Annotated in this window: 22 protein-coding genes and 2 tRNA genes; 11 read left to right on the top strand and 13 right to left on the bottom strand. The window is 68.6% G+C overall.

Annotated elements, in window-relative coordinates:
* Positions 1–127: 127 nt before the first annotated feature.
* A complete protein-coding gene (locus ABZ272_RS05945; RefSeq protein WP_355048733.1) occupies positions 128–3,751 on the bottom strand; it encodes a hypothetical protein in 3,624 nt (1,207 codons plus the stop codon).
* Positions 3,752–4,042: 291 nt separating this feature from the next.
* Between ABZ272_RS05945 and ABZ272_RS05940 the strand changes: the two genes are divergently transcribed.
* The 3 genes from ABZ272_RS05940 to ABZ272_RS05930 all read left to right on the top strand — a co-directional run bounded on the left by ABZ272_RS05940 (position 4,043) and on the right by ABZ272_RS05930 (position 7,847).
* A complete protein-coding gene (locus ABZ272_RS05940; RefSeq protein WP_355048732.1) occupies positions 4,043–5,203 on the top strand; it encodes a low temperature requirement protein A in 1,161 nt (386 codons plus the stop codon).
* 248 nt (positions 5,204–5,451) lie between these two features.
* Positions 5,452–6,567, top strand: coding sequence for a ricin-type beta-trefoil lectin domain protein (locus ABZ272_RS05935; RefSeq protein WP_355048731.1), 1,116 nt, complete (start codon positions 5,452–5,454; stop codon positions 6,565–6,567).
* Positions 6,564–7,847, top strand: coding sequence for a cellulose binding domain-containing protein (locus ABZ272_RS05930; protein WP_355048730.1), 1,284 nt, complete (start codon positions 6,564–6,566; stop codon positions 7,845–7,847). Before ABZ272_RS05935 ends, ABZ272_RS05930 begins: the two co-directional genes overlap by 4 nt.
* A gap of 106 nt (positions 7,848–7,953) precedes the next feature.
* Here ABZ272_RS05930 and ABZ272_RS05925 read toward each other — a convergent pair whose 3' ends face one another.
* Complete coding sequence (locus ABZ272_RS05925) at positions 7,954–8,574, bottom strand: TetR/AcrR family transcriptional regulator (RefSeq protein ID WP_355048729.1); 621 nt, start codon at positions 8,572–8,574, stop codon at positions 7,954–7,956.
* A 53-nt stretch (positions 8,575–8,627) separates the two neighbouring features.
* Between ABZ272_RS05925 and ABZ272_RS05920 the strand changes: the two genes are divergently transcribed.
* A complete protein-coding gene (locus ABZ272_RS05920; RefSeq protein ID WP_355048728.1) occupies positions 8,628–9,455 on the top strand; it encodes a glucose 1-dehydrogenase in 828 nt (275 codons plus the stop codon).
* Positions 9,456–9,568: 113 nt separating this feature from the next.
* Here ABZ272_RS05920 and ABZ272_RS05915 read toward each other — a convergent pair whose 3' ends face one another.
* The 3 genes from ABZ272_RS05915 to ABZ272_RS05905 all read right to left on the bottom strand — a co-directional run bounded on the left by ABZ272_RS05915 (position 9,569) and on the right by ABZ272_RS05905 (position 12,167).
* Positions 9,569–10,270 carry a TMEM175 family protein gene (locus ABZ272_RS05915; protein WP_355048727.1) on the bottom strand — a complete coding sequence of 234 codons (702 nt, stop codon included), beginning with the start codon at positions 10,268–10,270 and terminating at the stop codon, positions 9,569–9,571.
* A gap of 47 nt (positions 10,271–10,317) precedes the next feature.
* Complete coding sequence (locus ABZ272_RS05910; RefSeq protein WP_355048726.1) at positions 10,318–11,520, bottom strand: low temperature requirement protein A; 1,203 nt, start codon at positions 11,518–11,520, stop codon at positions 10,318–10,320.
* Between the two features lie 155 nt (positions 11,521–11,675).
* Positions 11,676–12,167: a MarR family transcriptional regulator gene (locus ABZ272_RS05905; RefSeq protein WP_355048725.1), complete on the bottom strand. Its 492-nt coding sequence runs from the start codon at positions 12,165–12,167 to the stop codon at positions 11,676–11,678.
* A gap of 133 nt (positions 12,168–12,300) precedes the next feature.
* Here ABZ272_RS05905 and ABZ272_RS05900 point away from each other — a divergent pair, with 133 nt between their 5' ends.
* The gene (locus ABZ272_RS05900) at positions 12,301–12,834 is read left to right on the top strand and encodes a disulfide bond formation protein DsbA (RefSeq protein ID WP_355048800.1); all 534 of its coding nucleotides are present in this window, start codon (positions 12,301–12,303) and stop codon (positions 12,832–12,834) included.
* Positions 12,835–12,909: 75 nt separating this feature from the next.
* Here ABZ272_RS05900 and ABZ272_RS05895 read toward each other — a convergent pair whose 3' ends face one another.
* Both ABZ272_RS05895 and wrbA read right to left on the bottom strand, forming a co-directional pair.
* Positions 12,910–13,374, bottom strand: a complete 465-nt coding sequence (locus ABZ272_RS05895) for a peptidase inhibitor family I36 protein (RefSeq protein ID WP_355048724.1) — start codon at positions 13,372–13,374, stop codon at positions 12,910–12,912.
* Between the two features lie 61 nt (positions 13,375–13,435).
* The gene (wrbA, locus tag ABZ272_RS05890; protein WP_355048723.1) at positions 13,436–14,044 is read right to left on the bottom strand and encodes an NAD(P)H:quinone oxidoreductase; all 609 of its coding nucleotides are present in this window, start codon (positions 14,042–14,044) and stop codon (positions 13,436–13,438) included.
* Between the two features lie 140 nt (positions 14,045–14,184).
* Here wrbA and sigJ point away from each other — a divergent pair, with 140 nt between their 5' ends.
* A complete protein-coding gene (gene sigJ / locus ABZ272_RS05885; RefSeq protein WP_355048722.1) occupies positions 14,185–15,126 on the top strand; it encodes an RNA polymerase sigma factor SigJ in 942 nt (313 codons plus the stop codon).
* On the opposite strand, the gene ABZ272_RS05880 is transcribed toward sigJ, so the two are convergent.
* Positions 15,086–15,337 (bottom strand): hypothetical protein, encoded by a 252-nt coding sequence (locus ABZ272_RS05880; protein ID WP_355048721.1) that lies wholly within the window; start codon positions 15,335–15,337, stop codon positions 15,086–15,088. The two genes, sigJ and ABZ272_RS05880, sit on opposite strands and share 41 nt — an antisense overlap.
* A 349-nt stretch (positions 15,338–15,686) precedes the next feature.
* Between ABZ272_RS05880 and ABZ272_RS05875 the strand changes: the two genes are divergently transcribed.
* Entirely contained in the window at positions 15,687–15,920 is a 234-nt protein-coding gene (locus tag ABZ272_RS05875; RefSeq protein WP_124822455.1) for a GntR family transcriptional regulator, read from the top strand.
* Positions 15,921–16,463: 543 nt separating this feature from the next.
* Positions 16,464–17,693: a hypothetical protein gene (locus tag ABZ272_RS05870; RefSeq protein ID WP_355048720.1), complete on the top strand. Its 1,230-nt coding sequence runs from the start codon at positions 16,464–16,466 to the stop codon at positions 17,691–17,693.
* A 432-nt stretch (positions 17,694–18,125) separates the two neighbouring features.
* Here ABZ272_RS05870 and ABZ272_RS05865 read toward each other — a convergent pair whose 3' ends face one another.
* Positions 18,126–19,049 (bottom strand): SDR family oxidoreductase, encoded by a 924-nt coding sequence (locus tag ABZ272_RS05865; protein ID WP_355048719.1) that lies wholly within the window; start codon positions 19,047–19,049, stop codon positions 18,126–18,128.
* Positions 19,050–19,153: 104 nt separating this feature from the next.
* Here ABZ272_RS05865 and ABZ272_RS05860 point away from each other — a divergent pair, with 104 nt between their 5' ends.
* From ABZ272_RS05860 to ABZ272_RS05850, 3 genes are all read left to right on the top strand, one after another.
* Positions 19,154–19,690 carry a TetR/AcrR family transcriptional regulator gene (locus tag ABZ272_RS05860; RefSeq protein WP_355048718.1) on the top strand — a complete coding sequence of 179 codons (537 nt, stop codon included), beginning with the start codon at positions 19,154–19,156 and terminating at the stop codon, positions 19,688–19,690.
* Between the two features lie 266 nt (positions 19,691–19,956).
* A complete protein-coding gene (locus tag ABZ272_RS05855; RefSeq protein ID WP_355048717.1) occupies positions 19,957–21,759 on the top strand; it encodes a hypothetical protein in 1,803 nt (600 codons plus the stop codon).
* Between the two features lie 15 nt (positions 21,760–21,774).
* A complete protein-coding gene (locus ABZ272_RS05850) occupies positions 21,775–22,428 on the top strand; it encodes a hypothetical protein (RefSeq protein ID WP_355048716.1) in 654 nt (217 codons plus the stop codon).
* A gap of 75 nt (positions 22,429–22,503) precedes the next feature.
* Here the strand turns inward: ABZ272_RS05850 and ABZ272_RS05845 are convergent, their stop codons facing one another.
* The 4 genes from ABZ272_RS05845 to ABZ272_RS05830 form a co-directional block, all read right to left on the bottom strand.
* Positions 22,504–25,530, bottom strand: coding sequence for a BTAD domain-containing putative transcriptional regulator (locus ABZ272_RS05845; protein WP_355048715.1), 3,027 nt, complete (start codon positions 25,528–25,530; stop codon positions 22,504–22,506).
* Between the two features lie 183 nt (positions 25,531–25,713).
* Positions 25,714–26,244, bottom strand: coding sequence for a hypothetical protein (locus tag ABZ272_RS05840; RefSeq protein ID WP_355048714.1), 531 nt, complete (start codon positions 26,242–26,244; stop codon positions 25,714–25,716).
* A gap of 359 nt (positions 26,245–26,603) precedes the next feature.
* Positions 26,604–26,676: transfer RNA gene (locus ABZ272_RS05835), tRNA-Arg, on the bottom strand.
* A 35-nt stretch (positions 26,677–26,711) separates the two neighbouring features.
* Positions 26,712–26,802, bottom strand: a tRNA-Ser gene (locus ABZ272_RS05830).
* Positions 26,803–26,871: the final 69 nt, after the last annotated feature.

The raw sequence follows: 26,871 nt of genomic DNA, 5'->3' as shown, positions 1-26,871 counted from the left end.
CCTTCTCTCGGTACGGCGACGGTCGCCCTGCACGCTGCCACAGACCGGTGCGCAGGTCAGTGACCGGGACCACCGCCGAGCACTGACGCCCGGCAGCGGCCCTGGCCTGCGACGACGCCGCCAGTCATCAACACTGCAGAACGCCCTCGGAGAGCTGCCGGAGCTGGTCGGCATGGCCATCCATCGTCTGCACCAGGCCGGCGATGGCGTCCACCCACTGGCCCTTCTGCTCCGTCGTGAGTTTGCCCTTGTTGGCGTCGATGAAGCCCTGGGCGCTGTCGAACTCGTGCGCCTTGATCTGGCCCAGCACGTGGAGCACCGACTTGGTGATGTCGGTGACGCCGACATCACCGACCATCGCCGCCAGTCGTTCCGTCGTGACGCCGCCCTCGACAGGGCCAGGCTGGTCGAGCTTGCCGGCGGCGTCGAGGTGACCCACCGCGTTGAGCAGCACCTTGGGTCGCAGCTCCGGCTGCGCGCTCGCGTAGTCGAAGACGATGCCGGCCTGGCGGACCGCGCCGAACTCCAGTACCGGGGCGAAGACGCTCAACGCCGGCTGGTCCGGCACCCGCGCCTTCATCTGGTTGACCTGCTCCAGGCCCGCCTTCATCCGCTCCGGCGACCACTGCTGCGCCAACCGCTGGAAGACCTCCCGGCTCGCCTCAAGGTCGCGGGCCCAGATCAGCTCGCCGAGCGCGTCGTCGATGCGCCTGACCGCCTCGGTCGGTCGGGCCATCCTGGTCGCCGCGTCCAGCACACCAGCGGTGATCCCCGGCCAGACGTCGGCGGACGAACTCGCGGCGTCGACGCGTCCCTCCTCCTGCGGGGAGATCGCCTTCCACTGGTGCTGGTCCAACTGGATGCCGAGGCCGCTGGCCTTCGCCAGGGTCGGTTCCAGGACCGTCGCGCCGTACCGCCGGGCGACGTCGAGCAGGTCGCCGTGCGCCTTGCCACGGCTGACCACCACCGGGAGCTGGGCGCGCTGGGCGAACTGTTCGAGCAGGTAGTTGAGCGTGGCGACGTCGTCGGCGAGCGCCGACTTGTCGGGACGCGGCGCGTTCAGCACGATCACCGGATGGTCGGCATCGGCTTGCGAGGCCAGGTGGTCGACGAACCGCTGCGGTACGGCCCTGCCGTCGGAGGAGATGACGTGCACGACGCCGTGTGTCGTGACACCGGTGGGCGGGCGCAGCGACCAGGTCGGCGGCGCGAGCGCCTCGACGGGCTCGACGGCGTGCTCCTGGCCCGCCCCGGCGGCCATCGCCGGCACTCCGGTGTCGGAGGCCCCGCCCTCGCCGGGTTCGGGCAACGTGATGGTCGGGTACGAATCCGACACCTCGATCCCGCGCGAGAGCGGCAGGAACGCCACGGCCGCCAGGGTCTTCGGACGCCGCGCGAGCCCTTGGCGCTGTCCGTCCAGGAAGTTCACACCGTGCTTGTCCCGCACCACGAGGAACGAGTGGGCGGCGGGAACGTTCAGGCCACGGACCAACACGATGCCGCGCGAGCCCTCCGGCGCGTTCCGCATGACGTCGCGGATGGCTTCGAGGTCCCCCATCGAGTAGGCGCGGTACTCACCATCCGGAAGATCGAGCTGCTGCGTCTGCCAGTTGGCGAGGTGTATCGCCGGGAGCCCGGACCGGTCGGTGGGAACCTTCGGCACGTCCACACCGCTGGCCTGGTGCGCGACGCCAGTGGTGTACGACAGGTCGGTGGCGAAGGTCGCGACGATGCAGTTGTCGGTGAACGGGTCGCCGCTGACGAGCGAGTTCTCCGGGAGGTTCGGGTTGGTCCTCAGCAGGAACGGATAGGCGTCCAGGACCGTCTCCGCCGTCAGGTCGGACGGTGTCTCGACCTCGAACATCTCTGCGGTGCCGCCGCTCGTGTCCATGTCCGTCCAGTGGCCACCCGGCGGCGCGTAGTGGGTGGACGTGGACGGCCCGGCGTGTGCGTGCGGAGCCTGCGTCAGAGGCTGCGGATTCATGCGGTGGTCGTACATATAGCCGGTTCGCTCAGCGAACGCCTGCTCCATGCTGACGCCGTCCCGACCGAGGTCCATGTGGTCCTCGAGCACACTGGGGTCGACCAGACGGTTGTCGATGGCCCATTTGACCAGGTCAGAGCCGTCTGGCTGATACCAGACGTAGGTCGCGTCCGGGGGGGTCAGCGGGAAGTTGAAGTGCGTCGCACGCGTCACCGTGGCATCCTTCTGCCACGGATCGACGACGACCTGAAGATCGACCCGACCCGGAACGCCGATGACCACGAATACGTGGCCGGGCACCGTGACGTGAGCGATCTGGGTACCAACGGGGAGGTAGGCCCGGTACCTGTGCACCGCTTTGTTGGCGAGCGTGAATGAGACAGCCGCGTGTTCGTCGCAGTTCCCCGCCTTGACCGCCCGAGCGGCGGCTGCCCGTGCCGCAATGGCAGCGATCTGATTCCAGGCGGGTGCCAAGGCGGCTCGCGCGATCCTCAGTCGGCGGTCAACCTCGCCTCCCGACCTGGCGTAGTCCTCGGCTTGATTGGCCGCGCCATACGGCAGCGCCTCCCTCACCCTCCTGAAGATGCGCTGACCAGCGTCATCGAGGTTGCGCATTCTCTGCTCCAGCGCCGCCAGCTCAGCCTGCCGGGCCAGCTCAGCCTGCCGGGCCAGCTCAGCTTGCCGCGCCGCCTCCATTCGGGCCGCCAAGGCGACGTTGTGCTGCGTCACGGGCCTCTGACTGCGCTGCCCAGCGTTGTAGCCGGCGTACTGACCGCCGGCGTACTGACCACCGCCGTGCTGCCCAGCGTTGTAGCCGCCGTGCTGACCACTGCCGTGCTGACCGCCGCCGTGCTGCCACCCGCCGTACATGCCCGCCAGACCCTCGTGTCCCTGGTCCAGCGCCGGGTCCAGCGGACCGTCGAGCACGCCGTCGGTCGTGGCGACGAAGCGCAGGTGCGCCCCGTCGAACTCGGAGGGATCCACCTCGACGCCGCGCGTGCTGTCCCAGAAGGTCAGGCCGTTCCTGTTGCGCACCACGTTCAAGGCGTGGGACACCTCCGTCGGGCTGCCCACGAGGAGGATCCCCCGGCTGCCCTGTCGGGCGGACGTCATGAGGTTCGTGACGAACGCCAGGTCGGGCACCGTCGCCATCGGTCTGCCGGCGTAGTTCACCAGGTACTCGGCGGGCATCGCCTCCGACGGGGGCACCTGGAACGCCTCGCCCTCCCTCAGGGCGATGTCGAAACCGATGGCGCCCAGCACACAGAGCGTGGTGAAGTCCCCGCCGATCCCGCGCCAGGGATTGACCTGCTGCACCAGCGTACGGGGGTCGGCATCCGTCCCACGAGCGGTGGAGAGCACGTCCGCCAGGTGCTCGGTCGGTAACACGAGCACGGCGCCCGGATCCTCGTACAACTCGAAGGGCATCACCCGAGGACCGGCCAGCTCGAGCGATTCCGGTGAGCGGACGAGGACCGGCAGTCCGAGATGGTCGGCGCGAGCGGACACGGCGTCCAGACCGGCATCGAGCGCCAGCGGGACGTGCACCATCGACGCGATCACGTCCAACGGCTGGTTGCGCAGCGTGCCGGCGATGTGGGCGGCGTCGATCGCGGCCGGGTCGATGTGCACCTGGTGGAGGCCGGGGAGTGCCCTCGTGTCCTGCACGGCGTCCGGCACCGGACCGCCGTCGAGGCTGAGCCACTGGCCGGACGGGACCCAGGTGCTGGCGAACTCGATGCAGTCGGCTTCCACGATGTCCGGCATACGTGTCTCCTCGTTCGGCCCAACGGTCACCGCGGTCGGAGGTGCCGTTCCCGGCGCCGCCAGCGCAAGACTCTGGTGTGACGACCACCCAAACGGGCGGGCAGGGCCCGCGGTTCAGCTCAGATAAGGACATTCTGGTTTCGTCCCTGTTGCCTCCTGGTCGCCTCGGCCCCCGAGGTATCTCTCCGCTGGCTCGCTCGTTGGTAGCCGTGTGCCGCATGCCACCGGGTCCGAAGTTGAGGCGTCGTCGCGACAGCGTCGGCGGACGAGGACGACGGGAGCGGCGCAGCCATGACGGGGACGGACCCGACCGGGCCACGACGCAAGCCCAGTTCGTCGGCTCGGGCCACCCTGCTGGAGCTGTTCTTCGACGTCTTCTACGTGGCCGTGTTCGCGCAACTGTCTATGCAGTTGGCCGCCGATCCGACCTGGGGTGGGCTCGGCCAGCGACTCGTCCTGCTGTTGGCCGCCTGGTGGACCTGGTCGGTGACGGTGAACACCACCGAGTTCTACGATCCGCAGCTCCGGGCGGTCCAGGGGGTGGTCGTCGGCACGATGGTCGGGGTGTCCCTGATCGCGGTCGCCCTACCGGGGGCCTACGACGGGCGGGGCCTCCTGTTCGCTGCCGCGTACGTCGGCCTCCACCTGGCCCGGGGAATCATGCTGATCGTCGCGCTGCGTCCACGCCGGGCGCACGCTCGGGAGGAGCGCTTCCTCTTCTGGTTCGTCGTGTCCGGGGTGCTGTGGATCGCCGGCGGCCTCGCCGAGCCGGGTTGGCGTACCGGCCTCTGGATCGGCGCGCTCGCGATCGACTACCTGGCGGCGGCGCTGCGCTACCCGACGCCACTGCGCGGACGGATACCGCTGGAGCAGTACAGCCAGTTGAGCGTCCACTTCGGCGAGCGCTATCAGCAGATCGCGATCCTGGCGCTCGGCGAGCTGACCCTGATGACCACGTTGACGTTCGGCAGCACCCCGTACACCCCGGCCCGCGCCGTCGCGTTCGCCGCCGCGATCCTCACGGCGCTGCTGTTCTGGCAGATCTACGTGTTGCAGAGCAACAAGCTCGTCGACCGCTCGGCGCACTCGCGCCCACGCCACTCGGTGTACCTCGCGCCGTACGTCTACGCCCTGGTGGTGACCGGGGTCATCGCCACGTCGGCGGGGGTGGACCTCGTACTCCACGAGCCCCTGCGAACCACCCCGGCGAGCTGGGTGGTCCTCATCGCCGGTGGACCTGTCCTGTTCGTGATCGGGCGGATGAACTCCGAGTACGTCCTCCTGGGCCAGCTACCGAAGTCGCGCCTGGCCTGGCTGGCGCTGCTGGTGGGCGCGACGCCCGTGCTGATGCTGCTCGACCCCGTCCTCGTCACGGTCGCCGCGGCGGGCGTCCTGGTCGGCATCACGCTCAGCGACACCTGGCGGCTACGCGCCCGCGCCCTGGCGAGCTGAGGGCGCGGGCGCCGTCGAGGTAGACCAGATCGAGCCAATGAATCTACACTCGTCTCTGTTAGCGCTCACACTCGTCCCAGTGCTGAGGCAGAACGCCGTGCCGATCCGACGATCGGCGCGAGCCGGGCCACGCCCGGCAGCCGGCGGCTGCTCGGTCCGGCCGGCCCCCTTTTCGGATGTCGACTGCCCGGGCGGCCCTACCGATCGGCCAACGCCCTCGGCCAGCTCTACCAACCAAGGGGAGATCCATGCGAACGAGGGCACGATGGCTCGCGACACTCGCCGCGCTCGGTGTCGTGATCGCTCAGGTGGTGGCACCCACCAGTCCCGCCAGCGCAGAGTCCAACGGTGGGGTACGCGTGATGCCGCTCGGTGACTCCATCACCGAGGGCACGCAGGTGCCCGGCGGATACCGCATCGGGCTCTGGCAGCGGCTCGCCGCCGGCCGGTACACGGTGGACTTCGTCGGATCGCAGTTCAACGGGCCAGCCAGCCTGGGCGACCACGACCACCAGGGGCATCCCGGCTGGCGGATCGACCAGATCGACGCGAACATCGTCAACTGGCTCAACACCCAGCGGCCGGCGACCGTCCTGCTGCACATCGGCACCAACGACATCCTGCAGAACTACAACGTGAGCACCGCGCCGAACCGGCTCTCCACGCTGATCGACAAGATCACCACCACCGCGCCCACCGCCGAGGTCTTCGTGGCGCAGCTCATCCCGCTCTCCAACAGCAACCAGGAGAACGCCGCCCGCACCTTCAACGCGGCCATCCCCGGCATCGTGCAGAGCAAGGTCAACGCCGGTAAGCGCGTACACCTCGTCGACATGCACAGCGCCCTCACCACCGCCGACCTGATCGATGGCGTCCACCCCACCTCCGGCGGATACGACAAGATGGCCGCCCGCTGGTACAGCGCGTTGCAGTCGGTCCCCGGCAGCATCGGCAACCCGAGCAGCGGCGGCGGCCAGACCACCACCACCATCGTGGGCACGCTGTCCGGCCGGTGCGTCGACGTCCCCGGCTCCTCCACCACCAACGGCACCCAGGTGCAGTTGTGGGACTGCCACGGCGGCGCCAACCAGCAGTGGACCTACACGACCGGCAAGACCCTGACGGTGTACGGCAACAAGTGCCTCGACGCCGCCGGCTACGGCACCTCGCCGGGCACCCTGGTCACCATCTACGACTGCCACGGCGGAACGAACCAGCAGTGGAACGTCAACGCCAACGGCACCATCACCGGTGTGCAGTCCGGCCTTTGCCTGGACCCCTACAACCAGGGCACCGGCAACGGCACCAAGCTCGTCCTCTGGACGTGCACGGGCCAGACCAACCAGCAGTGGAGCCGTCGATGAAGCAGCCGACACGATGGCTGACGGCCGGACTCGCGGTGGTCCTCGGTCTGGCGCTGGCCACGACGACCCGGGACGCGGCGGTCGCGGACAGCCCGTACCAGCGCGGCCCGGACCCCACCCTGGCCAGCGTGGCCGCCACCCGAGGTCCGTTCGCCACGACGCAGGCGACCGTGCCGGCCGGAAACGGCTTCAACGGCGGGTACGTCTACTACCCCACCGACACCAGCCTGGGCACCTGGGGCGCGATCGCGATCGTTCCCGGTTACTCCGCCCTGTTCGCCAACGAGGAGGCCTGGATGGGCCCCTGGCTGGCGTCCTTCGGGTTCGTGGTGATCGGCATCGAGACCAACAGCCGTACCGACGGCGCCGACGCGAGGGCCACCCAACTGCTCGCCGCGCTGGACTACCTCACCCGGACGAGCCCGGTCCGCAACCGGGTCGACCCGAACCGGCTGGGCGTCATGGGCCACTCGGCGGGCGGCGCGGGCACCCTGCTCGCCTCGCTGCGGCGGCCCACCCTGAAGACGGCGGTCGGTCTCGCGCCCGGCACCCCCGGCAACAACCTGAACATGTCCAGCACGCAGGTGCCGACCATGCTCATCTCCGGCCAGAACGACGGGACGGTCACACCCTCGTACGTCCAGGGCATCTACAACAGCCTGCCGGCCACGGTGGAACACGCCTGGGCCGAGCTGGCCGGCAACGACCACCTCTCCTTCACCAGGTCGAACCCGACCGAGATGCGGCTCCTGATCCCCTGGCTGAAGACGTTCCTCGACAACGACACCCGCTACACCCAGTTCCTCTGCCCGCTGGCGGACAGCCGGGGCGTGTCGCGGTACAGCGCCACCTGCCCCCTGGTGCCGCCGGGTGAACCGACACCACCACCCACCACGGGTACGCCCACCACGCCACCACCCACGACGCCGCCTCCGACGACGCCGCCACCCACCACGCCGCCACCCACCACGCCGCCACCCTCCGACGCTGCCTGCACCGCGGCCTACCACACGGTCAACTCGTGGTCAGGTGGCTTCCAGGGTGAGGTCACGGTGACCGCGGGCACGACCGCCGTCAACGGGTGGACCGTCCGCTGGACCCTGGGCAACGGGCAGAGCATCAGCCAGGTCTGGAACGGCACGCTGAGCACCAGCGGCTCGACAGTGACCGTCCGCAACGCCACCTACAACGGCTCGCTCGCCCCGGGCGGCACGGCCACGTTCGGCTTCCTCGCCACCGGCACTCCGACCAACCCGTCGCCAACCTGCACCAGCCCGTGAACAGCCGCGCGGCGGTCGTCGGCAGGTCGGCTGACGACCGCCGCGCGGGTTCGACAAGTCACCGGGCGGCGCGTCCCACGTCCGGCGGGCCGCGCCCTTCTGCTCTCTAGCTGCTCTTACGGCGACTTCGGTACGCCTCGGTGAGCGGCAGCCCGCTGAACGCCTGCTCGGCGGCGGCGTCGAGCGCGCCCTGGTCGATGCCGCCCTTGGCCATGACGTCCATTCCCCGGTTGAGAGACAGGATCATGCAGGCGATGGCACAGCCGTTGGCCTCGGCGTCGATGTCGCCGTGGCGTTGCGCAGCCGCGACGCAGTCGGTCAGGATCCGCTGCTGCTCCGAGAAGACGCCGAGGATCACCTCGTGCGCCGCAGCGTCGTGGTCGGCCACCTCCAGGGCGAACTTGCCGGCCATACAGCCGAAGCGCTCGTCGTCGCGGAGCACGAAACCAGCACCCGACACGATCCAGGCGTGCAGTCGGTCGACCGCCGTCTCGTCCGGACCGTCGAGTTCCTCGTGTGTCTGCACCAGCGCCTGTCGGACGTACTCCCGGAGAGCCTTCATGAAGACGGCGTGTTTGTCGCCGAACGACGCGTAGAGGCTGCCTCGACCCACACCTGTGGCGCCTGAGATGTCGTCGAGGCTGGTGCCGGTGTAGCCGCCCGTCCGGAACACACGGACGGCGGCCTCGATGACGGTCTGCTCGTCGAAGTTGCGTGGTCGGGCCATACCGCCAGGATAACGCGTTCTTGTCCGTGTAGTACAGAACACACTCCGAGTTCTTGTCAGCTCGGTACAGAACCGAGATAGGTTTTTGTCAGACCAGTACAGAACCTGGCCATGACAGAGGAGCAACCATGAGCAAGACGCTCACCGGCAAGATCGCACTCGTCACCGGCGGAAGCGCCGGCATCGGCTTGGCAGCGGCAAAGCGGCTCGTCGACGAAGGCGCCTACGTCTACATCACCGGCCGCCGCGCCGAGGAACTGGACAAGGCCATGGCCGAGATCGGGCACGACGTCCGAGCCGTCACGGGCGACATCTCGAAGCTGGACGACCTTGATCGGCTCTACGCCACGATCCGCGATGAGCAGGGCCGACTCGACATCCTCGTCGCCAACGCGGGCACTGTCGAAATCCGGCCGACGGCCCAAGCCGACCCTGAACACTTCGACAAGATTTTCAACACCAACGCCCGGGGTACGTACTTCACGGTGCAGAAGGCACTGCCGCTCTTCGATCGGGCCGGCAGCATCGTCCTGGTCTCCTCCGGCATGAACGTGAAGGGATTCCCGGCCTATGGCGCGTACGCCGCCACCAAGGCCGCGATCCGATCCTTCGGCCGAACCTTCGCCGCGGAGCTCAAGGATCAGGGCATTCGGGTGAACGTGCTGAGCCCCGGCGTGATCGAGACGACGATCTTGGACGACCAGTTCTCGAATCCGACCGAGAGGCAGGCCGGAGTCGAGATGTTCAAGTCGATCATCCCGCTGGGTCGGCTCGGCCGACCCGAGGAGATGGCCGACGCCGTCTACTACCTGGCCTCCGACCAGAGCAGCTACGTCACCGGGTTCGACCTCGTCGCCGACGGCGGCGTCGTCGAACTCTGAACTGTCCTGCTCGCCGGCCTCAGCACCTGCGGCGACGGCCTGACCGACGGTAGGTAGGGGTCTGACGACCCTGGCAACGCGCGGGGGATGGCGGTTTCCGCCTCCTCCGCGCGTCATCCGTCGAGAGGGACCGGTTCGAGCGCGGGCAGGGGCAGCCAGAAAATGGGGATCATCAGGGCGTAGATGACCAGCCCGGCGGCGGGGGCGACCGTACCGACCGCCGCACCGAGAAAAGTCAGCACCGGTCCCGCCAGAAAGCGTCTGCCCACCAGCATTCCCGCGTGCGCACTGACTCGCGGATTCAACAACTTTGACGCACGCAGCGCGTACCACCAGAGGGCGTTGAAGAAGATCGCCCCCAGGCCGAAGGAGCCGCCGAAGAACAGCACGGCGAGCGGCTCGCCCGACCCGTTGCGAAAGGCCGCCGCGAGTACGGAGGCCGCGAACGGCACGAACGCCACGGTCATCAGCAGCACGGTGTTGAGCAGGAGCAGCCCTCGATCAGCGGCGACGACCTGGTCGAACATGACATGGTGGTTGGCCCAGATCGAAGCGATCAGGAAGAAGCTCAGCACGTACGCCAGGAACGAGGGCCACAGCTCGACCAGACCCCGACCGAGGTTGGCGGTGTCCTCGGGCGGGTGGATCTCCAGCACCAGAAGCGTGATGGAGATGGCGAAGACGCCATCACTGAAGAACACGGTCCGGCTCGGGTCCCGGAGAGCGCTGCCCTGCAGCGCAGCCTCATCCCCCGGTCGTGTCCGCCGCCGGAAGCGCCAACGCCTGGCCATCAGCCTGCCCAGCCGAACGGACAAAAAGCCATAGATGGGATCATAGTAGGGAAAGGCTCAACCGTTTCCCGTCAACCGCCGACGCCGGGTGGAGAGGGCTGCTCCGGGGGTTTACCCATGGCGCGTATCGCATCGGAGATGGCGATGCCGGCCAGGACGACGACGGCGGTGCCGGCCACGGCCAGTGGCGGGACGAGGGTCATCGTGGGCGAGACGGCGACCAGCAGGAAGACGCCGATCAGCCGCGAGCGGGACACCCGCGCGAACACCGCGTGTTCGACCAGGGCACGCCCGGCCAGGAACAGCACCGGTCCACCGAGGATGGCGACGATCCACGACGCGTCGGTGTGCCCGGACGGATGGGTGATCACGATTTCGTAGCCGACGGCGATGGCAACGGTCCCGACGACCATGAGCATGTGGGCGAGGAACGCCTCACGGATGAGGTGCGCCGGGTTACGCGCGGCGTCGAGCGCCCCGGGCAGCAACTGGCCCGCCCTGAAGAGGTACACCCGGAACAACAGCACGGTCGTGGCGAACGAGACGGCGAACGCCGCGGCGGCGCCGCCCTCTTGGAACGACGCGTCGCTGTAGGCCGATCCGGTGGTCAGGATCAGCTCACCGAGCGCGATGATGAAGAACTGCCGGTACCGCTCGGAGATGTACTCCGCCGACACGGGCCACTTGGGCCGGCTGGAGATGTTCCACGGGGCGGGGTAGAAGAGCAGCAGCGCCGTACCGTCGATGGCGAGCGCGAGCGCCCACAGCAGCGTCCGCGCCGCATCCGGCAGCAGCGCTCCGACGATCCACGGCACGGCGGACATCGAGAACCACAGGAGCACGCCCGCCGCCCGACTCTGGGCCTCCAGACCGCGCAACGCCGGCACGATGACGAGGCCACGGACGATGTGCACCGCCACGTACGAGCCGGCGAAGACCAGACCCCCGGCACCGAACGCCTCCGGCACCGCGACCGCCATCATCAGGGCGCCGAGCATGGCCGTGTAGACCACGAACTGGACCTGTGGCCGCTCGGAGTCGTAGAGATCGGTGACCCACGCCGTGACGAACCAGAGCGACATGAAGGCCATCAGCAACAGCAACGTCTCGCCGACTTCGGCGAGAACCATCCTTCGCTGGGTCAGGTCTTCGACGAGCCGGTGAGAGACCCGGTTGAGCGCGAAGACGAACACCAGGTCGAAGAAGAGTTCCAGGAGGCTCGGCCGCTGCGGCCGCTCCGCCTTGCGAAGCAGCGTTGCTGCGCCTGTCGACATCCCGCCGCCCGACTTTGCCCGGATTCTTCACCTTTTGAGAATTGATACCACCTTCGGTGGCCCACCGAGGCTGGTACGACGAGCCGCGCTCCTTTGGCGTCACTGCCCAGGCGTCCGGACCACGGAGACCGGGAACGTGCTTCAGTGTGCCGGGCTCACGAACCCGCGGTCCCCGTCAACATCGCCAGTAGGCGCTCGAGCGCTCTGCGGTCGCTGTCGGTCAGGCCTCGGAGAATCGCCGCCTCGTTCGCCAGGTGCTCCTCGATGAGCCGGTCGGTCAACGTCACCCCGGCCGGGGTCAGACCCACCACCCTGCCGCGCGCGTCGACCTCGGAGACCGAGCGCGACACGAGACCCCGGGCGATCAACCGGTCCACGCGCTTGGTCACCGCACCGGTGGTGACGAGCATCCGTTCACTCAACTGACCCGCCGTGAGCGCGTACGGCTCGCCCTCCCGGCGCAGCGCGGCGAGCATGTCGAACTCGCCGTTGCCGAGACCTGCGGCGGCGAACGGCGGCCGCAGGGCCGCGTCGAGCACCTCGGCCAGGTGCTGGATCCGACCGATGATCAACAGCGGGCTGGGGTCCAGGTCAGGTCGTTCACGACGCCACTGACCCACGATCTCGGCAACCCGGTCCTCGTTCACGCTTGCACTATATCTTCCACGGCAGATATAGTTCTCTTCCGTGGAAGATAAAGCTCCTGAAGTGCCCGCTCCCGCAGTCACGGCCTACGTCGACCCGTCCTGTCCGTTCGCCTGGATCACCTCGCGGTGGCTCATGGAGGTCGCCCGTCTGCGACCGATCGCCCTGCGGTTCGAGGTGATGAGCCTCGCCGTCGTCAACGAGCATCGCGACCTGGAGCCCTGGTACCGCGAGTTCAACGACCGGGCCTGGGGTCCGGCGCGGGTGTGCACGGCGGCCGGCACCCGACACGGGTCCGCCGCCCTCGCGCGTCTGTACCCCGCGCTCGGACGGCGGATCCACGACGAGGGCGACAAGGACTTCGACGCCGTCATCCCGGCGGCCCTGGCCGAGGTGGACCTTCCCGCCGACCTGGCCGACACCGCCGGCCGGAGCGACGTTGACGACCAGATGCGGGCGAGCACCGCCCGCGCGCAGCAGCTCGTGGGTGAGGACCTCGGCACCCCGACGATCGTGGTCGACGGCGTGGCCTTCTTCGGCCCCGTCCTCTCCTCGATCCCACGCGGAGAAGACGCCCTGCGCGTCTTCGACGGTGCCCGTCTGCTCGCCGGCTGTCCGGCTTTCTCCGAACTCAAACGCGCCCGGACCGACGCTCTGAGCTTCACGTAGACAACCGCTGCCCGACCGGCGTCCGGGGCGCCAGGTCGATCTGGGGCTGCCGACGAGCAGCCGTCACGACAAGGCTCAGTCGTAGAACACTACGAACGCGGACGCGGAGTCATTCGGGATCTCGTCTCCGCCACCCCGGAAATCCACTCCACTGTGCGCGGGGACGAACGTGATCCTGCCGCCGCCGCTGCCGGCGGCGAAGCCGTGCTCGAAGACACCGATCGTGTGATTACTGCCGTTCCACACGGAGGACGCTGAATCGTTCAGGTTTTTTCCGTTGGTGTACTGGTACCAGCGGAAATCGGCGAAGCTGGCGCCGGCATCGACGGTCCGGAACGCCATGGTCGAACCCGTCCAGCCGAAGTTCTCGTAGAAGCAGACCTCCACATACTTCTCGGCGCACCTGTACACCGCCTGCGCGGCCGTCGGGGCGACCGTCACCGAGGCCACGACGGCCGCGGCGGTAGCGAACGTGGCCGTGAGAGCTTTGCGCTTTTTCACGTCATCTCCAACAAGAAATAGCCGGCAGAACTGCGCCACGAACCTACCGGCCAGTTCTTTATTCCTTCTGAAGATCCCGTGCAGACGAGCTGCGGCGTGATCAGGCGGCAGCGCCCGCCTTGAGGCGGGCGGTGATGTCGACGACCCGGCGGGCCTGATGGCGGGCCGCCTGGAGGACCGCCTCGCCGGGCGGGCCGTCGCCGACCACGTGGGAGGTGCCGTAGGGGTTGCCGGCCTGGAACTGAACGGGGTCGGTGTAGCCGGGGGGCACGATGATGCCGCCCCAGTGGCAGAAGGTGTTCATCAACGCCAGGAGAGTCGACTCCTGGCCGCCGTGCGGCGTGTTGGATGAGGTGAAGGCCGAGTACACCTTGTCGGCGAGCTTGCCCCCGAACCACAGCGGGCCGGTGGTGTCGATGAATGCGCGTAGCTGGCTGGCCGGGCTGCCGAAGCGGGTCGGAGTGCCGAAGAGCACCGCGTCGGCCCAATCCACATCGTCGTGGCTGGCCTCGGCAATGTCCACGGTGTCCTTCAGGTGCTGGTCCCACTCCGGCCTGGCGCTGACCGCCGCCGCCGGGGCGGTTTCGGCGACCTTGCGCAGTCGCACGGTGGCGCCGGCCTTCTCGGCCCCTTCGACGGCAGCTCGCGCCAACGTGTGGATGGTGCCGGTGGAGCTGTAGTAGATGATCGCGAGGTGCACGGGTTCCACGGTCGATCTCCTCCCTCTGCGGTTCTGACCGGTACGACGAGACAGCGCGAGAAGATGTGAGGCGACCTGCGACCGCACAATTCGCGGCGACGGTTCGTCGTAAGGGGTGAGCCAGATCGTCTGAAGGAGCCGGTGAACTCATGGCCCACCCGTCCGAGCGGCTGCACGACCGGTCCGATCCGAACCTCAGCGCGATCATCAGGGAGCGGCGTCAGCTGACCAACCTGGCGTACCGGCTGCTGGGCTCCCTGGCCGACGCGGAGGACGTCGTGCAGGAGACCTACGCCCGCTGGTACGCCATGTCCCCCCGCCAGCAGGAGGACATCGACGCACCCGGTGGCTGGCTGACGACAGTTGCCAGCCGCATCTGCCTGGACCTGCTCCGCTCGGCGCGGGTCAGGCGCGAGCGTTACGTCGGCGAATGGATCCCGGAACCGCTGCCCGACCGGGCTGAATGGATCAGCGGCCAGTCGAACGGCGACGCCGATCCCGCCGACCGGGTCACCCTCGACGAGTCGGTCAGCATGGCCTTCCTCGTCGTCCTCGACGCGATGACCCCTGCCGAACGGGTCGCGTTCATCCTGCACGACGTCTTCGGCTACCCCTTCGCCGATGTGGCCGCGATCGTCGGCCGTACCCCCGGGGCATGCCGCCAGCTCGCGGCGTCGGCTCGGCGGCGCATCCGCGTCCCGCAGCCGGACGCGGGCGCTGGCGCGTCAGGCCGACGTAGCGATCTCGTCCGGGCCTTCAAACGCGCCTGGGAGGCCACCGACATCGAGGCGCTCATCGGCCTGCTCGGACCCGACGCCACGGCGACCGGCGACGGCGGAGGGCTCGTCACCGCCGCGCTCCACCCGGTCGAGGGAGCCGAGCAGGTTGCCCGCTTCTTCGTCGACCGGCCCACTGCGGCGGCCGGCGTGACGCTCCAGGAGTGCACGGTCAACGGCCAGCCCGGTCTCGTTGCTCTGCGGGACGGCAGCACCGTGTCGGTGATGGCGTTCGACGTCCGCGACGACCGCATCAACCACATCTGGGCCGTACTCAACCCCGACAAGCTCCGCTCCTGGGTCGCGAAGGCGTGAGTTTCCGGAGACCGCCAGGCTGGACGAAGAGTTCCCGCCGGGCTACCGCATCTCCCCGGGGGTCCAACTCGTACCCCTCGATCCAGGCCCACCCGTCGTACGTGATCCGGTCTTCGAGTACGCGGATGAGCCGGAAGTAGAACGGCCGGGAGAACTGGACGCTGGCCGCCGGCGTGAGGTGCAGGAGGTCACCACTCCTGAACGGGTGCACGACCCACCGCCCGTCGCCACGCCACGATCCGTGCCCGGGCTACCGCAGCCCTCGGGCACCAGCCGTCCGGGTGGCAACGGCGACACCTCTGCATGCGGTGGTAATCGATCACCGTCCAGGAAAGCTCGACCTCGAACGGCACCGCGCTCACTGTGCCCCCTCCCGCTTCGGGTGGGGTGGAGCAGGACAGGCGAACGGCCAGAGCTTCACGAGGAGCCTCCTACCTTGGCGAAGGTCTGACCTCAATCTAGTTCAACTTGTACAGTTCGTATAGCTGTTGCTGTAAGTACAAGACGTCTGATAGGTACCCAACGGCCCGCCCGTGCTAGGCGTCCATAAGGTGTCGATCATGGTTGACGAGATGAGTCCGGTAGCGCTCTACATCCAGCTCGCGGATCTCCTCGCCAAGAAGATCGAGTCCGGAAAGCTCAAGCCTCGTCAGCCGCTCCCCTCCGAGGCCCACCTCCAGCAGGAGTACGGCGTGGCTCGGGGCACGGTCCGAGCGGCTATCCGCCTGCTGCGGGAACGTGGTCTCGTCGTGACGCTTCCAGCGCGCGGGACGTTCGTCGCCGAGAAGCCGTAGCCCTTACCCCTCCCGGACTGCTGGCGGAGTTGGGGCAGCCCCAGACACACACGCCGACGCACTGACGGCACGTCTGGACGCCGGCGCTGCGTGTGCAGCTCGTGCTGGGAACGTGCGTTCCGCTACCCACCTCGGTAGCGCCCTCGCGCCGCTGGGCATGCGCCCACGCCGACCGCTACAGGTCGCGGCCAGTCCGGCCAGCCTTCCCGGACGGGGCCTGTCGGCAGTGCCGTCCGTCGGCTGATCCGCTATAGCCGTCCGGCAACTGTTATGCGAAACCTCAGCGCGCTGATCGCGGCAGAACAGCGCTTCATCGGCAGGTTGCGGCCACCACAGCCTAGCGCCTGCAACGACGTGAATCACTCGGTCGTACGGCCCTGTCGAACTGCGTGTTCTCCTTCTACGGTGGCTTCTCGCAGGTCTTGACGACCAATCCCGGAGGTCCCGCTGCACGTCAACGACGCGTTCCTCGCCCACTACCGAAAGCCCGCCCGGGCTCGGCTGCGCGGCCTGGCCCGCAACCCCACCATCCCCGCCGACCTGTTGCGGCGGCTCGTCGACGAGCAACTGAAGGAGGTGGATTTCGCCCTGACCTTCCGCAAGGAATGGACCGACGAACAGTTCGAGGTGTTGGCCGACCACCCCGACCGCAAGGTGCGCGAACTGCTGGCCCAAGCGCTGCACGTCACCCCCGAACAGCGGGCCAGGCTGGTTGAGGATCCAGAACCCGGCGTACTTCGCGCGCTCGCCGAAGGCCCCGACTGGTTCCTCGCGTGGACGTGGACGCCACAGCCGGCGTTGCCCACGTGGGCGTACGAGCGGCTGCTCGAACGGAACCCGGGGCTGGAACTGATCATGGCTGACTCGCGGTGGCTGCCGCAGGACCTCCGCGCCCGGCTATGGCCGGCCGTATCACCATCGGCGCCGGCCGACGAGCCGCCGCAGGACAGGCCGGAGGCCGAGGCGCAGGCCGGCGCCACCAACGAATGGACGCGCGCTGCCGCCGCCGCCGATCCCAAGCTGCCCGCCGACCTCGTCGCCCGGCTAGCGGTGGACCCGTCGCCCGCGGTCCGACTCGCCGTTTCGATGCGCCCCGAGCTCAGCGAGGAGCAACGCGCAGAGATCGACTACCACGTCGGACGCGACGACCGGATCCAGCCCGCCCGTTGGGCGATCGACACCCGCGACCCAGAGATCCAGCGCCGCTGCGTGCTCTCGGCCCACATCGGTCTACGCCGCAGCGTCGCCTGCAACCCCCACCTGGCCGCCGACCACATCGCCACGCTCGCCAACGACGACGACTTCGCCGTCCGGCTCCTGTTGTGCGAGCGCCACCCCGACGTCGCCCCCGAGACGGTGCTCAACACGTACCTCGAGGCGACGACGATGACCCGAGGCCGACTGCTGGGCCACCCCAGCTTCCAGCGCGTCGGGCTGGCCCGCCTGACAGACTCGCCGGACCCGCAGGCCCGAGCCCTGGTGGTCCTCGATCCCGAGGCAGCGCCGAAGCTCATCGAGCGGCTCAGCAACGACCCGCATCCGGTCGTACGGGAGTCGACGGCCGGTGACCCACGACTCTCACCCAGTCGCGTGCTCGAAATGTTCGACGACCCGGCAACGGCCGGAGCAGCCGCCGCCAACCCACACCTGCCGGTGCCGGTCATGCACGGTGTCCTCACCGACGCGGCCACGCTTGCCGACGAGGACGTCGAGGGCAAACCGGCCGTGCACCTGGGTCGGTGGTCACCCGACCAAGTGCCGGACGAGGACTGACGCGCTCGCTGTCCGCCACAGACACTGGCACCGCGGGCGGGTCGCGCAATATCAATCGGCATTTCGAGCAGTTGGGCGAGCGGGGACCTTCGGATTCAGGACGTGCTGGGTCACCTTGTGCCCGATGGGACTCGAACCCCTAGCCGTCTGAACCGTCGGCGTCCTCTGTGGGCAGTGCGCCCTGGTCTGAATGAGGTGCTTCAAGATCCTGCGCGACCACCGCCACGGCGCGAACACATTGGCCGACGCGGCTTTCGGCGTCGCCAGCCTTCTTGACATCATTCTCACCGGCTGACCACCAGCCCATTGCCAGGCGGCACCTTCCACCAGTCACGGGACGTCCCTGAGATTGCCGTGGCGGGAGCCAGCGGAGCGGGGGTGCTCGATCTCTGCTCATCGGCGCACCCCCGCGAGGGCGGGTCGGCCCGCTGGTCAGCCGGTCTGCGCCACGCCCCCGTCGACGAACAGCTCGATTCCGGTGATGGCGCTGGAGTCCTCGCTGGCGAGGAAGAGGGCTGCCTTGGCCACCTCCTCGGGCTGGACGAGCCGTCCGAGGGGGTTGTGCTCACCCATCTTGGTCACCAGTTCGTCCACCTTGTCAGCTCCGGAGGCTCCCTCGAAGGCGAGCCGCAGCGATGGGGTGTCGACCGCGCCGGGGCTGAGGAGGTTGATTCTCACGCCGGTGCCCCTGACCTCCTGGATCCAGCCTCGGAGGCTTCCCCGCAGCGCTGCTTTCGACCCGCAGTAGAGGCTCATGCCTTGCTGCGCCTGGATCGAGCCGGTGGAGCCGAGGAGGATGATTGAGCCGGTGGAGCTGAGGTGTGGCAGGGCCGCTTGGATGGTGAGCAGGACGCCCTTGACGTTGATGTCGAAGATCTTGTTGAACTGCCGCTCGGTAATGGTGCCCAGCACGGCGCTGTCGCCGACCCCGGCGTTGGCGACGACGACGTCGATTCGGCCGTGCCGCGTGGCGACGTCGCGCATGACGTCGTTCATGACGGCCGCGTCGGTGACGTCGGCCAGGACGCCGACACAGTGGGGGCCGAGTGCGGCGGCGGCCTCGTCGACGCCCTCCTGGTCGATGTCGGTGATGACGACGGTGGCGTCGTTGGCGATCAGCTCTTCGGCGATGGCGTGGCCCAGACCTCGCATGCCGCCAGTCACCACGGCGACCTTGTTCTGCATGTTTCCCATGGCGTGATTCCCTTCGGGGACGAGATCGCAGTGGTCGGCTGTCATGACGGAGGGCGGTGTCGCCTGAGGCAACTTTTGGAACGGCGCGGTCTTGCTCGCGCGCGGGTGGGTCCGCTCGTGATCGTCGTGGGCAGTGCCGTCGACCTGCGACTTCGCATACAATCGGAGAAGTTCTCCGCTTAAGACGATACGGAGAATCTCTCCGGTTAGCAAGGGGATCACGCATGAGAGCTGACGCACAGCGCAGTTACGACCGCATCCTGGCCGTGGCGGGCGACGTGTTCACCGAGCAGGGCACCAATGCCTCGATGAACGAGATCGCCAAGCGCGCCGGGGTCGGCCCGGGCACCCTCTATCGCCACTTCCGTGACCGCGATCATCTGCTGGACGTGCTGCTGGCCGACTGGATCGGACGCATCCAATCGGCCGCCGACGAGGTGATCCGCACCGACCTGACCCCTCGCGCGCTGCTCATCACCTGGTTCGAAGCTCTCATCGCGCACATCAGCGTGCACCGCGGTGGCGCGGCCCGGTTCACCACCGCCCTGGGCAACCCGGAATCAACCATGGCCAGCAAGTGGCAAGGACTCGTGACCGCCAACACGACGGTCCTGCACCACCTCGAGCGGCTGGAGGCGATTCAGCCCGGTGTCCGATCTCTACAGGTATGCCGGCTCGTCGGCGGCGTCGGTACGGTCGCCGACAACGGGGACCTCAGCTCCGATGACACCAAGGACCTGCTGAACATCATCGCCGACGCCTTACTGATCGAACGGAGCCAACCTCCGGTCGACGCAGGATAACCAGCCCCCCGACTCCCTGGACGGCGCCCCAACGGCCACCGTTCGAGGTAGCGGAAGCAGACGCTAGCCGTGACATCTCAGCCGAGCTGTTTGGTGCAAGGGGCATATGGCATCTGACAGGTAATCCGATGCTCTATGCCGCGTGGCCTTTTCAGGCGCTGATCTGCGACACCTCGGCGCGCTGATCGCGGCAGAAGGTGAATCGAATTTGCTTGCTCGTGCGCCGTGCGCAGCGGCACCACGCGCGCTTGACCGCAATGTATACATTGACCAGCGCCGGTTCGCTGTCGATGGATCGAGGCGCGATGAATTACCCGACGCCGCCACCGCTTCCCCCGCCACCACCGCCGCTTTCACCCCCACCGCCACCGCCACTGCCGCCGGGACCGGCACGGCCGCGACGGCTCCTGCTGCTGTTTGGTGGCCTGGCCCTGGCTTTCCTGCTGATCTGCACGATCGGCGCGCTTGTCGTGGTGCCCCGCTTCACCGGCAACCCAGGTGGCAAGGAGGAACGGGCCACTGAGGCGCAGGTGGCGGTGAATACCGCCGATCAGGAGTTGAGTCAGGCGGCTGAGCAGCTGCTCACCACGCCGGCGGTCCGCTACCAGGGGTCGTTCTCCGGACCGGACGGCGACCGCATCAGCATGGACGCACAGGTGACAAATGAAGGCACGGTGCGAGGCAAGCTGATCACTGACGGCCAGACCGCCGAGATCCTGGACCTTGGCGATCGTACGTTCCTCAAGGTCGGCGAGGCGTTCTGGCGTGCGGCCGGGATCACCGACGGGCGCGAGAAGAAGTTCGCCAACCGGTGGGTGCGGGTCGCCGGTGACCTCTTTGGATTCGACTTCGGTGACGTCTTGGCGCCGGCTCTGCTCGCCACCGGCATGGTGCCGAGCATCGACGATAACGGCTATCCGCAGCAGGAGGAGTCGCTCGGACTGGGCGTGGTCACCTCGGTGGATGGCGTCGAGGCACGATCGGTGGTCCTCAGCGGTGTCACGTACCTGATCAGTACGGCCGAACCGAAACGGCTGTTGGGTGTGAGCACCACCCCGGTGACCGAGTCGGGAAGCGGCTTTCAAACGATCGCCCACCGGGTGAGTGACGTCGAGTTGCGCGCCAAGCTGGAGGTTCTCACTGACGACCAGCGGCAGCTGCTGTTCGACGAGGTGAAACGTCAGATGGGCGTACTGGCGCAGTCCCTCGACAGCATCGTCCAGGTGTCGCTCAGCGGCGACGCGAGCCTCAGCCCCTGCACCACCAACGGCTGCACCGCGAACCTGAAGCTCCGCAGCAGGGTGACGTCGGCATCCAAGTACGTGACGATCGACAAGCAGGTCACCGTCGAGGTGAACATCATCATGACGTTGGACGGCAGGCCGGTGCAGACCTGCCCGGAAGTCCTGGTCATGAAGCCGAAGGACACCAAAACGGTCCGGTGCCGCGCGTCGTACTACATCCCGCCGGCCCGGAAACCCAAGACCCACCAGGTGTACGCCACGTACACGGCGGTCGCCCGGGCGGTCACCACGGCGGATGCCAAGAAGATGGCCGCCGACCTCGCCGACGAGATCAAACGCAACGGCACGTTGGGCGTCAAGCCGGCGGACAAGCCTCATGAGTACCTGCCGACCGGCGCGAACCCACCAGCCCTGAACGCCCGTCAGCAGCAGGCGAAGACCCGTGTCGAACAGCTCGCGAAGCAGGCTTGCAAAGACGTGCAGCGGTGGCCCGGGGAGTCCCCGCGGCACTGGGGCGACCGGGTGCACAAACGACTCGCGGAGCTCGTCGGTGCGGAACCGGCATCGGCCAACCTGTTCGCGGAGGTCGGCTACCGCAACGGTCTGCTCGCCAGGAGGTGGAAGAATCCGGTCACCGCACGAGAGGGCTGGGAGAAGGGCGCCAAGGCGCCGGATGTCGTGCTCGGCGTGGACGAACTGCGGCCGGAACTCATCCTCGACCTCAAGACCGGTGCCAAGGGGCTCGAAACCAAGTGGTACGGGGACCTACAGAACCAGCTCCCGGCAAGGTATCGGAACGTTCCGGCGATCACCGTTCGATGCTGAGAAGGGGATGATCACGTGGATGTCGGCAGGTGGGAGAAGGCCGTCGACGCGTACCTGCTGCCCGCTCTGGGTGACGGCTGGCGTGCCGTGGAGGGCCGGCTGGTGCGAGGGCCGGTCGGCTGGACCGCCCAGACGGCGCAACCCGTGCCGCCACTGCGCCCACGGCCCAATTTTCAGGTGGAGGTGATCGTCTGGTTGCTCGCAGTGCCGGGGGCCGACGGCCACACGTGCTCACGGCGGCTGGAGGGAGTGTTCCCGGAGCCGGACTCCCTGGCTGGCTACGAACCGGTGATGGCCGACATCCGGGACGTCGTACTCCGGCAGGGCATCCCGTTCCTGGACCGTTACGGAGATGTGGAGGGCTTGCTCGCCCACCGGCTGGAGTGGGAAGCCCAGGACGCGGAGCGTGGCCTGACCGACCCCGACGTACGTGCAGCCGAGGAACTCGCCTACCTGCATGTGATCCGCGGTGACTGGGACGCCGCGCTGAGCGCGGCGGCACTGGCTGAGGAGGCTGGCGAACTGAACCGTTCCCGCCCGCACCCGATCCCCTGGGAGGATGCGATCGTCGAACGCGTTCGTGCGGTGATCGCCCTCGGCCCGGACGGCGCCCGCGAGGCCCTCGCCCGCAACGCGGCCACAACGGCGGCCGCGTTGTCACTGCCGTAGACCCCAGAGTCGAGAACGGTCAGAGCCAAGAGGTCTCAGTCCCCGAGTACGTCGCGCTGCTGCGCCGCCTGGTGCTCAGCCTGGTCCCTGACCGCCGGCACTGGCGCCGGTGGTGAGCACCCGCCCCGCCCGCTCGGCGATGAGACGGTATCCCGCCTGCCTGGCCAGGGCAAGCGCCTGCTCGGCGTACGCCCGAGCAGCTCCGTGCCGGTCGAGCCGTGCCTGTGCCTCGGCCAGGCCGGCCAGCGCATCGGCCTGGCACCACAGGTAGCTGGTGCGCCGGGCCGTCTCCAGGGCGGCCCGGTGCTGCTCAATCGCGGCGTCCGGTTGGTCGTTGCGCAGGTACACCTGGCCGAGGCAGGTGCGAGTCCATGCTTGCGTACCCTCGTCACCGACCAGGCCGATCACCTGCACCGCGGCTTCGGCGTCGCGCAGCGCCTCGGCCGACGGGCCTGACGTGGTGCGGAGCAGGGCCTGCCCGGCCAGCGCCGCCGCCTCGCCGTAGCGGTACCCGAGCTGGCGGTTGGCCGCCAGCGCGTCGGTGTAGCAGCGAGCCGCAGCCGGATGGTCGCCGAGGTCCCGGTGGACGTTGCCCAGGTCCACCAGCAGTACCGCCGTGCTGTAGCGAGCCCCGGCGCGTTCGCTCTGGTCCAGAGCGGCGCTGAAGTGGTCGCGTGCCTCCTCCAGCCGACCGAGCTGCCAGTTGGCGAACCCGAGATTGGCCAGCGACATGGCGATGCCGTCAAGGTTGGACACCCGCTGGTAGTACGCCAGCGATCGTTGGCTGCACGAGACGGCCTCCGCCGGGTTGCCCAGGCGCTGGTGTACGGCGCTGAGGTTGTTGAGCGCCGCTGACTCGCCAGCCGGCCAGCCCTGGGCCAGGTCGCCGGCGAGCGCGTCGACCAGATGCTCCCGTGCTTCGGCATACCGACCGCTGTTGACGCAGGCCAGAGCCGCGCTCAGGCGCATCGCGGCCTGCGCGTGGCAGTCGCCAGCCGACTGGGCCGCGCGCAGCGCGGTGAGGGCTGTCGCGTGCCAGGCGGTCCGGTGGCCGCGATGGTGGAAGTACGCCCGAAGGGCGTCGGCCAACTGCCAGGCGTACGACTGCGGGCCGTGTGCCGCAGTGTCCTCGATCGCGGCCATCAGGTTGGGCCACTCGCAGTCCAGCCACGACAGCGCCGTCTCGGTGGTGGCCACCGCCTCGTCGGCGACCGCCACGCGGGGCAGCCGGAGGAAGTGGGGCATCAACTGCCGTCCGGCGGCGTCGGCGCGGCGCAGCAGAAAATCCAGCAGGGCCCGCTGCGCCTCATTGCGCCGGCCGGCAGGCTCCTCGACGGCCAGCCGGGCGGCGGCGAACCGGCGTAACAGGTCATGGAATCCGTACCTGTCATCCGGGTGTGGCTCGATCAGGTGCGCCGCGGCGAGCCCGCGTAGCTGCCGGCGCGCGTCCAGCGGGGCCAACCCGGACACCACGCTCACCGCCTCGGCGCTGAAGGTGCCGCCGATCATGACGCCGAGCAGACGGAACAGCCGGCGCTGCCGGTCGGGCAGCGCCTGGTAGGAGAGCGTCAACGCGCTCTGTACCACGCTGCTGTCCGCGCCGTCCAAAACCAGGTCGGACAGGGGATCACCGCGACGCAGATCGGCCACCACCGAGGCGATGCGCGGCTCCGGCGTCGCCGCCACCGCCGCCGCGGCCACCCGCAGCGCCAGCGGCAGGTAGCCGCACAGCCCGGCCAGGTCGGCAGCGGCCTGCGGCTCGGCCGCCACCGCGGCCGGCCCGAGCACGTGGCCCAGCAGCGCGAGGGCGTCGGAGGCGGGCAGCACGTCAAGCGCCAGGGGGTACGCCCCGGACTGCGCCACGAGGTCCCCGAGGCGTTGCCGGCTGGTGATCAGGACCGTTCCCGCTGACGGGATCAGGGGTATCACCTGCTCGGCGTCCCGGGCGTTGTCGAGCAGCAGCAGGATCCGCCGGTCAGCGAGGGTCGAGCGGTAGAGCGCAAGCTGCCCCTCCTGGTCCGGTGGGATGGCCCGGGGATCGTTACCGAGGTCGCGTAGCAGTTGCGTGAGCGCCTCGGCTGCGGTCAGCGGCCGCTGCCGGGGAGTGAAGCCGCGCAGATCCAGGTGGAGTTGCCCGTCCGGAAAGGCCGGCCGAGACCGGTGCGCCCAGTGCACGGCGAGGGCGGATTTGCCCACCCCGGCGGTGCCGGTGATGACCCAGATGTTTGTCGGCCCGGACGACACGGTCGCCTCGTCCAGCCGGGCCAACTGGTGTTCGCGGCCGACGAAGCCGCGCACGGCGTGGGGTAACGTCGCCGGGCGGGGCCGCTCCAGGGCCGGCGACGGGCCCGACATGACCGGCGATGGGTCGGCCCGCAGGATCGCCGTCTGCAGCCGGGCAAGCTCGGGCGAAGGGTCGAGGCCGAACTCCTCGGCGAGCCGGACGCGCAGTTGGCGGTAGCACTTCAGGGCGTCGCTGGCCCGGCCCTGTCGATGCAGCACCTGCATCAGTTGACCGACCAGGCGCTGCCGAAGCGGATGCGCCGCCACCAGCTCGATGAGTTCGCCGAGTAGCTCGCGCCCGTCGCCGAGGTGCAGCTGTGCGTCGACACGGTCCTCGACCGCGGCCCAGCGCGCCTCGTCGAGCCCGCTGCAGAGCCGTTCACGCAGGTCGGCCGGGGCGACGTCGACAAGCGCTTCCCCGCGCCACAGTGCGGTGGCCGCGTCGTACAGGCCCACGGCCTGCGCCTTGTCGGCCTTGCGGGCGCGAGCGGTCAGTGCCTGGAAATGATGGGCGTCCACGGTGATCGGGTCGACGGCGAGTGCGTAGCCCGAACCGCGGTGTTCGATCACTTCGTCGGCGCAGCCGGCCGCCCGAAACGCTGCCCGTAGTCGCGACACGAGAGCCTGCACGGTGTTGCGGGCCGCCCTCGGTGGCGTGCTGGACCAGATGAGGTCAATGAGCCGATCGAGCGGGACGACGCGGCCCGCTTCGAGGGCCAGGATGGCCAGCACGAGTCGCTGCTTGCGGGAGCCGAGATCCACCGACTGCCCGCGATAGCGGGCTTCGACCGGCCCCAACAGGCGGAAGTCGATGTCCATTGCGCCTCCCGGGAGATTATGACGGAGTCTCCTCTCGATGCCAGGCAAGGCATGTGCAGGGGCGGTGCAGACGGAACGGCCGGCTCGGCGAGGTTCGCCGCGCCGGCTCAGGCGTACGCAGAGGATCCCGGCCGCCGGTGGGCGGCCGGGATCCGGCTGTGTGATCGCGGTGTGGTGGGCCGCTCAGGTGATCAGCGGGCTGCCCGTCAGGTTCTTGGCCGGCTTCCAGGACTCACCGTCGTTGTCGATGTCCCACTGGATGGTGCCGTCAGCCGACCAGTCGTAGCTGGAGTCGTAGACGAACTTCATGTCGGTGTAGCACATGGCCCTGATGTCGCCCCAGGTTGAGTTGATCGCGCTGGTGATGTCACAGGTCCGCGAGGTGACAACGGTGTCGGTGCTGGAACCGTTGGGTCGACGTTCGAGCCGTACGGTGATCTTCACACCGTCGAACTTGTGCCCGCTTCCGTAGGCCGGAATGCAACACTCCTGCCAGCGGACGTCGAAGTATGCGTACAGCCCGCTGCCGTCGCGCACGATGCACGGGTCCGCGCCCAGCAGGAGGTCGGTCTTGTTGGGCAGGTCGACCTCCCACAGGTTGCCGACTTCGCCGTAGCACTTCGTTGTCGCGGCCTGGGCCGGTGTGGCGACCATGGCGATGCCTGCGGCTGCGGCCAGCACCACCACCGCGGCGGCACGGAACAGCTTCTTCATCTATCTCCCTCGGTGGATGGCTGAACCGGAGCGCCCGCGTGCCATCCCCCGCTGCGAGCACCCCGTCTGCAGACACCATTCCGCCTGGCCCATGCAGCGCCCTTGCACCGCTCTTGCAGGCCCACCGCCAGGTCACCCGGGGCGATCCAGCGACGCCCCACACGCCTTGTTAAGGCCGGCACGCCGGATATGACCAGCACGCGAACCGCGAGCCCTGTCCATCAATCAGCATCGACTAAATCGACCATCCTGACGCTCGTCTTCGCGCGAGCTGGATGGGACAGAGCCGGAGCCAGACACAAGGACACCAAGCAAAAAGCCTGACCTGCGTTTCCGCAGGTCAGGCTTTTTTGATCTTGTGCGCCCGAAGGGACTCGAACCCCTAACCTTCTGATCCGTAGTCAGATGCTCTATCCATTGAGCTACGGGCGCTCGTGCTCAGCCAGTGTACACACCCGGCTTTCGCGCGGAGACTCCGGGATTCGAACCCGGGAGGGGCTTTAAGACCCCAACCGCATTAGCAGTGCGGCGCCATAGACCAGACTAGGCGAAGTCTCCCTGGTGGCCCGCAGACCACCGCGCCCGAGGATACAGGTCGGCACCCACCGGGGGCAAAACGACTTCCGG

The sequence above is a fragment of the Micromonospora sp. NPDC005979 genome (assembly GCF_040614415.1).
Lineage (GTDB): Bacteria > Actinomycetota > Actinomycetes > Mycobacteriales > Micromonosporaceae > Micromonospora.
This window is presented reverse-complemented; position numbering and strand designations above follow the sequence as displayed.

Coding starts and splice junctions, on each gene's coding strand:
- ABZ272_RS05945 (WP_355048733.1), bottom strand. CDS start 3,751: ATGCCGGACATCGTGGAAGCCGACTGCATCGAGTTCGCCAGCACCTGG.
- ABZ272_RS05940 (WP_355048732.1), top strand. CDS start 4,043: ATGACGGGGACGGACCCGACCGGGCCACGACGCAAGCCCAGTTCGTCG.
- ABZ272_RS05935 (WP_355048731.1), top strand. CDS start 5,452: ATGCGAACGAGGGCACGATGGCTCGCGACACTCGCCGCGCTCGGTGTC.
- ABZ272_RS05930 (WP_355048730.1), top strand. CDS start 6,564: ATGAAGCAGCCGACACGATGGCTGACGGCCGGACTCGCGGTGGTCCTC.
- ABZ272_RS05925 (WP_355048729.1), bottom strand. CDS start 8,574: ATGGCCCGACCACGCAACTTCGACGAGCAGACCGTCATCGAGGCCGCC.
- ABZ272_RS05910 (WP_355048726.1), bottom strand. CDS start 11,520: ATGTCGACAGGCGCAGCAACGCTGCTTCGCAAGGCGGAGCGGCCGCAG.
- ABZ272_RS05900 (WP_355048800.1), top strand. CDS start 12,301: ATGGAGGTCGCCCGTCTGCGACCGATCGCCCTGCGGTTCGAGGTGATG.
- sigJ (WP_355048722.1), top strand. CDS start 14,185: ATGGCCCACCCGTCCGAGCGGCTGCACGACCGGTCCGATCCGAACCTC.
- ABZ272_RS05875 (WP_124822455.1), top strand. CDS start 15,687: ATGGTTGACGAGATGAGTCCGGTAGCGCTCTACATCCAGCTCGCGGAT.
- ABZ272_RS05845 (WP_355048715.1), bottom strand. CDS start 25,530: ATGGACATCGACTTCCGCCTGTTGGGGCCGGTCGAAGCCCGCTATCGC.
- ABZ272_RS05840 (WP_355048714.1), bottom strand. CDS start 26,244: ATGAAGAAGCTGTTCCGTGCCGCCGCGGTGGTGGTGCTGGCCGCAGCC.